Consider the following 11,286-nt stretch of genomic DNA (forward strand, 5'->3'; position numbering starts at 1 on the left):
GCCCGCCCGCGGGGGGGGGGGGCCCGGGGGGGGGGGGGGGGGGCGGCCGGCCCCCCCCCCCCCCCCGGGGGGGCCCCCCCCCCCCGCCGGGGGGGGGCCCCCCCCGCCGCCATGTGCCAGGTCAGTACCGGGAGTCCGCCCAGGCCGCGTCCAGCGCCGTCTCCAGCCCGTTCGGCCGGTAGCCGCCCTCCAGCAGCACCGCCGCCGCGCGGCGCGTGTCACCGGCCGCCGTCTGCTTCACGCCGAGCGCGTCCATCACCGCGCTGAGCGGAACCAGGTCGAGTTGGTCCTGCTCCTGGGCGCGCTGCGGGTCGGCGCCGGCCGCCAGCAGCATCCGGGCCACGACCCGCTCCGCCCGCTCGCGCTGAGTCAGCCGGGCGTAGTCGTCAGCCTGCTGGGCCCGCGCTTCGATCAGGGACGCGTCGTACCGGGCCGCGGCCGCCGCCTTCTCCGCCTCCGCCTTCTGCGCGGTGGCCGCCGCCTTGTCGGCCTCGGCCCGCTCCGCCGCCGCGGCCGCGCGCTCCTGCTCGGCCGCCCACTTCGCCTTCTCGGCCGCAGCCTTGGCCGCCTCCGCACGCTGGCGCTCGGCCTCCGCCTCGGCGCGCTCCGCCCTCTCGGTGTCCTCGGCCGCCTTCCGGCGCGCGGCCGCCGCGTCCCGCGACTCCAGCGCCTGCGTCTCCGCCAGGGACTGCCGCTCCGCCGCCGTGCGTCGGTGCTCCGCCGCGACCTTCGCTGCCGCCGCTTCCGCCTCCGCCGCCGCGCGGGCAGCCTCCGCCTCCGCGGCCGCGGTGCCCTTGCGGGCCGCCTGCTCGTACGTGGCCACCTCGATGTCGGCGTCGTCCGCCAGCTCCCGCAGCCGGTCCGCCTTGGCCTGCTTCCGGCGCCGCTCCGCCTCCGCCCGCTCGCGCTCCGCCTCGGCGCGGGCCCGCTCCTCCGCCTCGGCCTTCCACTTCGCGGGCAGGGCCAGGGCCTCCTCCACGGAGTAGCCCTGGGACGCCATCGTCATCGGCAGCAGCTGCTCATCGGTCGCCTTCGACAGGTCCCCGCCGAGTTCCTGCTTCAGCCACACCTTGTAGCCCTCCAGCGCCCGCTTGCGCTCCACCATCTGCGGATAGGAGCGGATGTTCGCCAGCCGCATCTCCCGGTACAGCCGCGGCGTCCGCCACGGGGACAGCGCCCAGCGGTGCAGCGGGATCCGGTCGATGGCCGTGCCGTCCTCCAGCTGCACGGCGTGCACGATCAGCCGCCGCGCGGCCTCCACCCCGACCACGAACAGCACCGGCATCAACCCGTGCCAGAACACCCGCACCGGGGTCGGCAGCACCTCGGCGGCCACCCCGGCCGGGGCCACGGCCGCCCCTGCGGCCGCGTTGATGAGGACGGTGGCCGCCGTCATCCCGTGCGCGGCGAACCGCAGCAGCGGCCACGGCGTGCGGCGCCGGGTCATGTAGAGGTCCAGCGCGAGGAACCCGATGATCGCCCCGTCCAGACCGATGGGGATCCACGGGGCCAGCCAGCCGGCGAACCCGGCGGCCGCCGCCTTGTCCGCGACCGTGGTGTACGAGGCGGCGAACCCGATGATCGCGACCGGGATCATGCCGACCAGCGCGGCCACCGCGAGCACCTTCGAGACCCGGCCGGCCCCGGCCGAACCGGCCTCGGGGGTGGCCACCGTGGCCGGGGCCACGTGGCCGGTGGCCCCGGCCATGACCACCCCCTGGCCGGCCACCCCCGGCCGACCCTGGCCGCCCAGACGCGGCAGGGCCGGAGTGGCCTCCGGTCCGCCCGGAGCGGGCGGCCGTGGCCCCGGAGCGGCCCCGGCCGTGGCCGGAGTGGCCGGGGCCATGGCCTCCCCCTGGCCTACCGTCTGGCCGTGCGTCAGCGTCTCGTTCATCCCGGCAGTCTCCCCCCTCTCACGCGGGAGCGGAGCACCGGCCCGCCCAACCGGAGCGGCGTCCGGTCCGGCCGGAGCGAACGGCACGGGCGGCCGGGTCAGATCGTCAAGCGTGTGGTGCGTCGTCACAGGAACCTCCAGAGCAGGGTCTTGGGGGGCGGGCCGGGACGGTGCGTCCCGGCCCGCCGGATCGAGCGGCCGCGGTGGCCTGCCCCTCGGGGAGGGGTGCTCTTCCACGGCAAGGGGTGGCCGGTCAGCGGCCGAGATGCGCGGCGATGTCCGCGTTCAGCGCGGCGGCCGCCTCCGAGGCGGCCCGTATGGCCGCGGCCGCCTCCTCCGCCTGCTGCTGCGCCTGGGCCTGCTGGAGCCGGGCGGCCTCGTACTCGGCCTGAGCCTGCGCGCTGTTCACCGGGCACCCCCGGCGAGGAAGGCGGCGATCAGGCGGGTGGTCCAGCCCCCGCACACCGCGCACCGGTAGGTGCCGCGGGTGGCCCGGTCCTGCCGCATCCGCCGGCCGTGGCAGCGCGGCGCGGTCGCCCGGCTCACCGCCGACCCCACCGGCGGCCGCCGCTGCTGTCCCGGTCCTGCTCCTGGCTCGGCTGGGGCTCGGCCTTGAACCAGCCGCCCCGCGAGGGCTGGTACTCCGTGGCGTGGCGCTCGCGGTCCGCGTCGGACTGGCGCTCGGCCAGCTCGCTCTGGGAGATCGTCCGGCGAAATGCCATGATGGGAACTCCTGTTCCGTGAGGGATAGGTGTCCCCGGGGCGGCCGCCCAACTGCCAAGAAAGTCGGCCGTCCCGGGTGTCTTGTTTCTGGTGCTTCCGACCCCTCTCGGGGGTCGGCGTCTGAGGTGTCAGGGAAGGGCGTCAGGCCCCCTGTTAGGCCCCGTAAGGCGGCCGATAGAACCGCAGGTCACAGAGCCGATAGGCCGGTCTAACGGGCTTCCTGGGCCCGCCCCTTGGAGAGGGCCGGGGAAGGGGCTGAATCGGGGCCCAGCAACCCACCGGGAATCAGCCGCAGGGCGGCCGGTGCGGGGGTGCCGGCGGGGGCCGGTACGGGGGCCTCGGCGGGGGTGCCGGCGGGGGTGCCGGCGGCCCTCTCCCCGACCGCCTGAGCGGGCACCCCGGCGGGGGCCGCAGCGGCCGCCACGGCGGTCTCCCCCGGGGTCTGGACGGAGGCCTGGGCGCGGGCCCGCAGCAGGGCCGCCGGGGACATCCCCAGGGCCGCCGTCGCGGCGTCGATCCGCAGCCCCACGCGGGTGGTCGGCCTGCCGTTGATGCGCATGCCGACCTTGTCGGCGGTGGGCAGGCCGCAGCCCTCCACCCAGGCCCGGAACTCCCCCTGCTCCGTGCCCTCCGCCAGCAGCCCGGCCGCGACGGCGGAGGCCAGCACCACGTCCAGGTGCAGGCCCGCCCGCCCGGCGCCTTCCGCCTCGGCCAGCGCGCCAACCACGTGCAGCAGCAGCGCCGTACCCCGGTCCGGTGCCGGTGCCGTGTCCTCGGCGTCGGGCTGCTGCTCCCCGGCCTCCGGCTCCTGGCCGTCGTCCTCGGCCGCGGCCGGGGCCAGCGTCCAGGCGGCCACCGCCCACCCCATGCCGCCGACCGTGAGCAGCACGCCCTGGTACGGGCCGAGCTGCTGCACGTACGGCCACAGCAGGGTTCCGGCGGTGCCGGCCGCGCCGGAGGCCAGCAGGCCCCCGAACGCGGCCAGCCCCAGCGATTCGAGCACCGGGCGGCGGACCGGCCGGACCGCAGGCGCCGTCACCGTGGCGTCGTCCTCCGGCTCCTGGTCGTCGTCCTCGACGTCGTCGTCCTGGTCGGCCTTCGCGCGGGCCGCCTTCCTGGCCTTGGCCGCCTTCGCGCGGGCCGCCTTGTCGGCCTTGGCCTGCGCGGCCGCGGTCGCCTCGGCGTCCACGCTGGCCACGTCCCACAGCCACCCGGCCGCCCGCCCAGCACACCGGCACAGCAGCCCGGCCAGCACCACCGACCCGGACACCAGCGCCGGGAGCGCGTTCCCCGGCCGGACGATCTCCCGGACCTGCGCCCCAGTCCCGCTCACAGCGCGCCCAGGATGTTGGCCAACTTCAGGACCAGGCCCACGCCGATGCCCCAGATGCCGCCGGCCTGCCCGTAGATGACCCCGGCCGAGATGCCCAGCAGCGCGGGCCACAGGGTGCGCCTCCACTTCGGGAAGAAGGTGAGGATGGACAGCGCGAGCGCCACGCCGCCGAGGCCGATGTTCCCCAGGCCGGAGCCCTGGATCACGGACGTGGGTACCTCGGAGATGCCGCGGACGACGTCGCCCCACAGCTCCCCGGCCGCCACGGCCAGCGTGCCGAACGCGATGCCCCACCCGCCGGCCTTGTCGCGGTCCAGCTTCATGCGGTCCGAGCCGCGCACGCCGAGGAACAGCAGCAGCCCGCTCGCCAGAGCCAGGCCGGAGATGCCGACCGACCCGAACACCGGCCCAGCGGCCAGCACCACGTCCGTCGCGATGATCTGAGTCGTGTTCACAGCAGGGCCCCCGGGGCGTAGAGGAGAGAAGAGAGGGTCACGGTGGCGAGCGGCATCCGGGCCACCCACCGCAGGGGCTGCGCCCAACCGGCGGCGTGCCGCTCCAGGTAGAGCCAGCACACGGCGCCGAACGCCCCGGCCACCGCGAGCGGGGCCAGCAGCGCCGACCACGGGGCCGACCACGCCATGAAGTCCGTGATCAGGGGTCCGGTGCCCTGGCCCCAGAACGCGGCGCCGAACGCGGCGGCCGGGCGGGCCGCGAGACCCGCGAGCCCGAGCCCCCGCAGCAGACCGCCGGCCTTCCACCCCGCGAGCGCGGCGGTGCAGGTGAGCGTGAACGTGGCCACCGGCACCAGCGACAGGTTGATGTCCGCCATGACCGTGGCCCCGGCCATCTGATCGCCGGACACAGCCCAGAGCAGGCAGTGGCCGACCGCGGCCGCGCCCCCGTTGTAGGCCAGCCACCGCCACCGCGACGGCTGCACCGCCACGGCCGGGACGACCGCGGCCGCACCGGTGCTGTGCTTCTTCCTCCGCTGCTTCGCACGGCCGGCCTTCCCAGCCGGGGCGGCACCACCGCGGCGGAGCCACCCCCACCGCGAGGACTGCGCCACCGCAGCCGGAGCCGCCGCGGCCGCGGCGGTGCTCTGCATCTTCTTCCGCTTCTGGGAGCGGCCGGCCTTCCCGGCCGGGGCGGTGGCGCTCACTTCGACGCCCCGTTCTTCGGCCGCTTGCCGAACAGCCGCACGTGCAGCGCCCGCCGCTCCGACTGACGCAGACCCCCACGCACGCCCAGAATCCGCGACGGCGTGGAGGACTGCTCCAAGTCACGGCCCAGGCACCACGCCTGCACCGGGCACCCGGCGCACACCGCCAGCGCCTCCCGCTCCGCCGCCGACGCCTCCCGCTCCACCGGGGTCAGCTCCCACCGCTTCGGGAAGAACAGCTCCGGGTCCACGGACGCGCAGGCCGGACCGTCCACCCGCTCCCGGCGCACCGCCGGGGCCGGGGCCAAGTCCTCGTACTGCCACAGCCGGTCCAGCCAGTCCGCCGGACGCGCTGCGACCCATCCCGGCGGGAGCGGGGGCACCCCGCGCATGGCGCTCACAGCTCCACTCCCAGCGCCCGCAGGGACGCACGCACCCGCAGCTCATCCCCACCCAAACCCAGCACCTCCGGCGCGGGGGCCGGTACCGCCAGCGCCGTGGTGCAGAACCGGAGCGGCAGAGCCGTCCGGGTTCCCGCCACGGCGCCGCGTGCACCGCGCCGGAACCGCCAGCGGTGCACCACCTCTGTCAACATCACCACGTCGGTACTCCTCGCTAGTCACGTCGGAGCCGACAGCGGCACAGGTGCAGCAACACCTGCGCCGCCCTGCCCGGCTGGTGTACAGACCAGCCGGGCAGTCTGCGTTTGCGCAGGTCAGAGCGCATTTACGCAGGTCGGTAGGCGCGCCGACAACTCCCGACCTGTCTGGCTCGGTCAGTGCCGCCGACTCGCCAAACAGTAGACCACTAGCGATAGAGAGCGCTAGTGGTAGCGCTACAACACTCCGTGGTCTAGCCTCAGAGGTGCACCGCTGTACTCGGGGGAGTGCGGCACTAGCCAGGGAAGGGTCCGGAATGACCGAGACAACCGGGTACGCAGAGATCGCTGCGTACTACCGCAAGCAGATCCAGGACGGAGCGCTCAGGCCGGGCGACACGATGCCGTCGCTGCGCCAGGCCAGCGAGCACTTCGGCGTGGCCCAGACGACCGCCAACAGGGCGTTTCGGCTGCTCAAGCAGGAGGGTCTGACCCTGCCGAAGGCTGGCGTGGGCACGATCGTTGCTGGCCCGATCAGCAACAACATCGCGGCCCGGGTGCGCCTGCACGAGACGACCGGCAGCGCTCTGGCCGGCGGCGAAACCTCGCACATCCTGGAGATCGGAACAGTCGGCGCTGATGAAGTGGTAGCGCCGCGTCTGGACGTGGCCCCGGGCACCCCCGTACACGTGCGGCGCCGCGTGGTTAGCCGCAACGGCGTCCCCGTGCACGTCAGCAGCTCCTACTACCCGGCGTACGTGATCGCCGTGACGCCCGAGCTGACAGAGCCGGTGTCCACCGGCGGGTCTCGTGAGCTGGCGGCCGAGCGGCTGAACTCCCCCCAGGACCACGTCCTGGAAGAAGTCACCTCTCGTTTCGCGACGGAATCCGAAAAGTCCGCGCTCGGCCTCACTGCCGGAGAGGTAATCGTCACTCAGGTCGTCCGGACGGTTTATCTGGCAGACGGCCGCGTCGTGGAGGTAGCCGTCAAGGTCGCGGGAGGCGCAACCATTCTCAGGTGGGCCACCTCCCTGAATTCTCAGGCTGCTACCGAAACACCGAATAACTAATATGCGAATGCACGGAAACCGTAGTTCGCGAGTAGTGCCCAATCTATGGTTCGGCTCTGCACGCCACAGCACGGATTTTCGATCGCTTCTGGATTGCCCCCGAAACGTCCACGGACGGAATTTCGTCCAAGCATTTCGATGGGGGTGCGGGAGCATGTCCCCACAACGCAACGAGCCCCGCCGTGGTGGGCGGGGCTCGGAGGTCCACCCCGGGTTCACGGCCCGGGACGGAGAAGCACTCCACGCATCTGCAAGGAACGGGAGGTGCGCTCACTGATGAGCGTACGTGGAACGACACACCGAGCACCACATGGCCCCGGTCACGGCGGCGGGTCCACCCGAGCGGGGGTGGGGCGGTGAGCATGTACCCGGTCCTGTGGGCCATCGATCACGCCCCGGTCTACGACGCCGAGGAGCGTGCCGTCCTGGCGGCCCTGGTGGTCAAGGGCGACTTCGACGGGATGAACTGCTTCCGCTCGTACCCCACCCTGGCCGCCGCGGCGCGGGTGGACCGGAAGACCGCCGGCGCGAAGTGCCGCGCGATGGAGTCCCGGGGGATCCTGCGCCGCCAGACCAAGCACCAGTCGCGTGCGTGGCTGTCCATCCCCAAGGAGCAGCGGCCCGTGATCTGGGAGGTCATGATCCCGGCCGAGTGGTGGAGCGCGGCCCAGCTGGAGTCCATCAACGAGCAGCGCGCCAACCTGGGGCGCGCCCCGATCACCCCTGAGACGCGCCCTGCGCTGGCCCCCGCGCCTCCCAAGAAGGCGCGGGCGGACAAGGGCGTGAAGCGCCCGAAGAAAACCGCTGCAGCCTCCGACCCAGGGACTGACAGTCCCCGGGTCGAAACAGACATTTCGGAGGGGGGGGTAGGGACTACAAGTCCCTACCCCAGGGACTACAAGTCCCTACCCCAGGGACTTGTAGTCCCCCAACCTTCTGAGTCACCTTCCGAGTCACCATCCGAGAACAATCCAGCGCCTCCGGCGCGAGCCGGTGGTGACGGCCGTAGGCCTACTACCGGTAGTGGCGCGCGAGCGGCCGCGAGCGGCTCCGCCGCGTCCGACGGCGCTGACGCGCCGAACCAGGGTTCGCGGTCGGGGAAGGCCGACAAGCCTGGGGTGCGGATGTCCCCCGAGCAGGCCGCTGCGGTGGCGCAGGTCGAGGCTGCCTGGCCGGAGGCCCTGGCCGCGCTGCTGCCGGCGTACCGGTTGCCGGTGGTCCGGGACGCGATCCTGGCCGCGCTGGACGGCGGCCGGACCCCGGAGCAGCTGGCGGAGCGCGTACGGAGGCGGTGGTGGAACCACGGCTACGCCATGGACGCGGCCGAGGGCGGCAAGGGCATCGGCTCGGCGGTCGGGGTGGCGGTGGGCCTGGTACGCCCGTCGACGGACTGCCCGGACCCGATGTGCGAGGACGGCGTGACCATCGACCGGGACACGGCGTGTCCGGCGTGCGAGCAGCGGCGGGCGGACCGGAAGGCGGCCCGGCGGCAGGGCCTGGTGCCCGGACCGCGGGAGGCCGGGCCGGCGCCGGTGTGGTGGGACTGCGAGGGCGAGGACTGCGACGCGACCGGGCACGGCCCGCGGCCGGAGGACGGCCTGTGCTGGAAGTGCCACGACCGGGCCGAGGCCGAGGAGATCGAGCGGGCCACAGCGGGCCTGCGGGCCGAGGCCGAGGCCGAGTACGCGGCGCAGGCCGAGCGGGCCAGGGCGGCGGCGAAGTGGGGCGCGATGCTGGACGACGCGTACGCCGAGCACGCCGAGCGGGAGGCGGTCCGCAGCGCGGCCGTACGGGCGCGGCGGGCCGCCGAGGCGGAGGAGACCCGGCGCCTGCGGGAGCAGCTGGCGGCGGAGCACCCCGAGTTGGCCGCTTACGCCCAGCAGCCGGAGGACCAGGCCGCCACCGCCCCGTTCTAGCCGCTGTACGGCCCTCTGAGCGCCTCGGAGGCGATTCCCGTCCCTCGGGTGGGAGCGGCTGCTGAAAGGCGCTCAGATGGGCTTCTGCGGCCCGCGGTTCGTGCGGGGTGCTCCGGAGCGCGGCGGGAAGGCCGATGGTTCCCCGACTCCCGGAATCCCGGGAGTCGGGGCTGACCTGCGGAAATCCGGGGTGGTGGCGGCTCGGCCGGTTGGGTGGAGCGGGCCCTGTCAGGCCGGAGAGGGCGGCGGGTTCGGCTCTACGGTGCCGGGATGGACCACCGGTACGCGGGGCGGCGGCGTGGCTGCCGGAACCTTCGGGAGCCGCAGCGGGAGTTGGCCGAGCTGCTGGCGGCGCGGGCGGAGCGGTTGCGGGCCGAGGCTGGCCGGGACGGCGGGGACGGGTTGTCCGTGGCCGAGGCGGTGGCCCTGGCCGCCGTCCAGCTCGGCCTGGAGCCGCCTGCGGCCGTGCCCGCGCCCCGGGCTGACACCTGACACGTCAGAACGGCCGTTGACCAGGCCCAGGGCCCCTCGGGGCGCGGGACGGCGGTGTCAGTGTCAGGTGTCAGCCCCCGTGTCACACAGGCCTGTCACACGGGCCGCCGGACGGTGTCACACAGCGGTTCATCACCGCCGTGGGCCCGATGAACGGGCGGGGTCGAGGTGCGCGCCTGCACGCGCGCGTGCCGGGTCCCGCCCGTCCCTCGGGGCGGGCGCCGGCCGGGCCGGGGCTAAGGTCTGGCCCAGCCCGCGCCGATCTGGCGTGCGCGGGCGAGGCCCGGTGCCCAGAGCGCTCTGGGGGCAGTACCACCGGGCCGCCCAACACGTGGCGCGCGAGGCTGTCGCGTCGTCCTGTCGCGTGGGCCGCAGGGTCGGCGCGACACGGGGCGGGTGACCAGCAGCAGGAAGACCAGGGGCCCGGGCGTGCGACCGGCGCGACAGCTGGCCGCGACCGGGCCGCCGCCCCGCCCCCGGACAGCTCTGAACCTCTTCCTGGCTACCGCAGGAAAAGAGGTGTCGTCGCAGGTGAGGGGCTTGCCCACGGGGGCTGACCAGCGGGAACGCGGGGTGTCCGATTTGGGGGGCTCCCACCGCTGGCCCTACCGCCGGTGCAACCCCTAGTACACCTGTGCAGCCACCTGTGGGAGCACCTTCCGGTGCAACCCCCGCCCCGGCGGCCGCAGGTGGGCCGGCCACACGGCCGCCGGGACCGCCAAACGGGGTCCCGTACGGAAGAAGTCGGCCCCGGCAGAGCCCCTTGACCACGGGCCCTGACCTGCGGTTCCGACGCTCGGCCGGGGAGGCTGGGGGCAAGTTGGAGAGCAACTTGTAGGGCACGTTGTAGGGCAGGCCGTAGAGCAAGTTGTGGGGCAACTTGCAGGGCAAGCCCTGCCGCGCCCGGCCGGGCGTGGGCAAGCCTGCCCGCACGGTGGTGGGCAAGCCTCCCCTGCTGCTGGGCAAGCCTGGTGTTACCTCCCCGAAGGAAGGCCGGTCACGGGAGCCTCCGCCCAGGTCAGAGCCGGTAACAGGGTCCGGGGTAACCAGCCTGGTAACCGGATAGGTAACAGCCCGCCGAGGGTGGGCAAGCCTGGGCTTGCCCACCCTCGGCGCACCCCCTTGACCCGCCCTCTTTCACCCTTGACCTCCCGGTTTGCTCTCCCTGGTCAAGGGGCGGTCCGCACACGACCGGTGACGACAGCTCAGGCGCCCGTGTCCGCGGCCCCGTGGCCCAGGCGGCGCCGGCCGGACTCAGCGGCGGACCGCGCTGCGGGGCCATCGGCCTCGGCGGCCGGGGCCGACGGGGCCAGCTCGGCGGCGAGACGGGCCCGGGGAAGGGGCGGGGCAGGGGAGTCGGTGACGGGGCGGGGGCCGGTGCCCAGCAGGCGGCGCGCGATCATGCCGCCAGTCTCCCGGGACGGCCAACCCGGGCCCGAGCCAGGACCCGCACATCAGTCCAGCACCCCACCCGATCGGGGCGGCCCGCACCCGAAACGCACATCAAATCCCGCCGAGGAATCGGTTATTGAGGTGCCCGCCAAAACCAGTTTCAGGCAAATTGAAAAGGCTCACTACAATTCATAAAGGCGACACTGGAATTGCAGAGAACAAACATGACGCACCGTCAGACAGGTGCCATTTGGTGATACTCGGGGTGTGGCGCTGAACCCGCGGAGCCCTGTACGCTCTTGTGCGGGCCGTTCTCCACCCGTTCCTCCCTGGGGGATTCTCGCAGCTCAGAAGGCCGTAGACGGGCCGTCAGGGCCCCGCGAGGGCCCTTCGGTTGGGTCCGGCTGGGGGAGCGTGACCACAGCGCCCGGCCCTCCCGCTGCTGCTAGCCGCCCGCGAAGCGGGCCCAGGGCCGGGGGAGCGGAGCGGACCTGGCCCCGCAGGCCGCGGAGCGGCCGGCCCCGGGCAGAGCGAAGCGAAGCCCGACCGGTGAGGCGCGAAGCGCATCACCGCAGGTCAGAGAGCGAAGCGAACTGACCACGGCCGAAGCGAAGCGCAGGCCGCACCGGCCCGAAGGGCCGGCCACCGCGCGCAGCGCGGTGGATCACTTCCAGAGCGCGCAGCGCTCTGGGTCCCGCTCCGCGGG

The 11,286-nt window shown here is 74.2% G+C and carries 13 protein-coding genes; 3 read left to right on the forward strand and 10 right to left on the reverse strand.

Features of this window, described 5'->3' with window-relative positions; genetic code table 11:
* Positions 1 to 121: 121 nt before the first annotated feature.
* From ACIQUR_RS35100 to ACIQUR_RS35135, 8 genes are all read right to left on the reverse strand, one after another.
* Positions 122 to 1,894 carry a DUF2637 domain-containing protein gene (locus tag ACIQUR_RS35100; protein ID WP_403673409.1) on the reverse strand — a complete coding sequence of 591 codons (1,773 nt, stop codon included), beginning with the start codon at positions 1,892 to 1,894 and terminating at the stop codon, positions 122 to 124.
* 253 nt (positions 1,895 to 2,147) lie between these two features.
* A complete protein-coding gene (locus ACIQUR_RS35105; RefSeq protein ID WP_403673411.1) occupies positions 2,148 to 2,303 on the reverse strand; it encodes a hypothetical protein in 156 nt (51 codons plus the stop codon).
* Entirely contained in the window at positions 2,300 to 2,440 is a 141-nt protein-coding gene (locus ACIQUR_RS35110) for a hypothetical protein (protein WP_403673413.1), read from the reverse strand. The genes ACIQUR_RS35105 and ACIQUR_RS35110 overlap by 4 nt, the downstream gene beginning before the upstream one ends.
* Entirely contained in the window at positions 2,437 to 2,616 is a 180-nt protein-coding gene (locus ACIQUR_RS35115) for a hypothetical protein (protein ID WP_403673415.1), read from the reverse strand. Before ACIQUR_RS35115 ends, ACIQUR_RS35110 begins: the two co-directional genes overlap by 4 nt.
* A gap of 209 nt (positions 2,617 to 2,825) precedes the next feature.
* Positions 2,826 to 3,950 (reverse strand): hypothetical protein, encoded by a 1,125-nt coding sequence (locus ACIQUR_RS35120; protein WP_403673417.1) that lies wholly within the window; start codon positions 3,948 to 3,950, stop codon positions 2,826 to 2,828.
* Positions 3,947 to 4,405, reverse strand: coding sequence for a hypothetical protein (locus ACIQUR_RS35125; protein WP_403673419.1), 459 nt, complete (start codon positions 4,403 to 4,405; stop codon positions 3,947 to 3,949). Before ACIQUR_RS35125 ends, ACIQUR_RS35120 begins: the two co-directional genes overlap by 4 nt.
* Positions 4,402 to 5,112 carry a hypothetical protein gene (locus ACIQUR_RS35130; protein ID WP_403673420.1) on the reverse strand — a complete coding sequence of 237 codons (711 nt, stop codon included), beginning with the start codon at positions 5,110 to 5,112 and terminating at the stop codon, positions 4,402 to 4,404. The genes ACIQUR_RS35125 and ACIQUR_RS35130 overlap by 4 nt, the downstream gene beginning before the upstream one ends.
* Positions 5,109 to 5,504: a WhiB family transcriptional regulator gene (locus ACIQUR_RS35135; RefSeq protein ID WP_403673430.1), complete on the reverse strand. Its 396-nt coding sequence runs from the start codon at positions 5,502 to 5,504 to the stop codon at positions 5,109 to 5,111. The genes ACIQUR_RS35130 and ACIQUR_RS35135 overlap by 4 nt, the downstream gene beginning before the upstream one ends.
* Before the next feature lie 523 nt (positions 5,505 to 6,027).
* Between ACIQUR_RS35135 and ACIQUR_RS35140 the strand changes: the two genes are divergently transcribed.
* Positions 6,028 to 6,780 (forward strand): GntR family transcriptional regulator, encoded by a 753-nt coding sequence (locus tag ACIQUR_RS35140; protein ID WP_403673422.1) that lies wholly within the window; start codon positions 6,028 to 6,030, stop codon positions 6,778 to 6,780.
* A 400-nt stretch (positions 6,781 to 7,180) separates the two neighbouring features.
* Here ACIQUR_RS35140 and ACIQUR_RS35145 read toward each other — a convergent pair whose 3' ends face one another.
* Positions 7,181 to 7,462: a hypothetical protein gene (locus ACIQUR_RS35145; protein WP_403673424.1), complete on the reverse strand. Its 282-nt coding sequence runs from the start codon at positions 7,460 to 7,462 to the stop codon at positions 7,181 to 7,183.
* A 442-nt stretch (positions 7,463 to 7,904) separates the two neighbouring features.
* On the opposite strand from ACIQUR_RS35145, the gene ACIQUR_RS35150 reads away from it, so the two are divergent.
* Together ACIQUR_RS35150 and ACIQUR_RS35155 are read left to right on the forward strand one after the other, a co-directional pair.
* A complete protein-coding gene (locus ACIQUR_RS35150) occupies positions 7,905 to 8,696 on the forward strand; it encodes a hypothetical protein (protein ID WP_403673425.1) in 792 nt (263 codons plus the stop codon).
* A 270-nt stretch (positions 8,697 to 8,966) separates the two neighbouring features.
* On the forward strand, positions 8,967 to 9,188 hold the full coding sequence (locus ACIQUR_RS35155) for a hypothetical protein (RefSeq protein ID WP_403673427.1): 222 nt from the start codon (positions 8,967 to 8,969) through the stop codon (positions 9,186 to 9,188).
* A 1,205-nt stretch (positions 9,189 to 10,393) separates the two neighbouring features.
* Here the strand turns inward: ACIQUR_RS35155 and ACIQUR_RS35160 are convergent.
* The gene (locus ACIQUR_RS35160) at positions 10,394 to 10,591 is read right to left on the reverse strand and encodes a hypothetical protein (protein ID WP_403673428.1); all 198 of its coding nucleotides are present in this window, start codon (positions 10,589 to 10,591) and stop codon (positions 10,394 to 10,396) included.
* Between the last annotated feature and the right edge of the window lie 695 nt (positions 10,592 to 11,286).

This window comes from Streptomyces sp. NPDC101132 (genome assembly GCF_044759225.1).
In the GTDB taxonomy this organism is placed as follows: Bacteria; Actinomycetota; Actinomycetes; order Streptomycetales; family Streptomycetaceae; genus Streptomyces.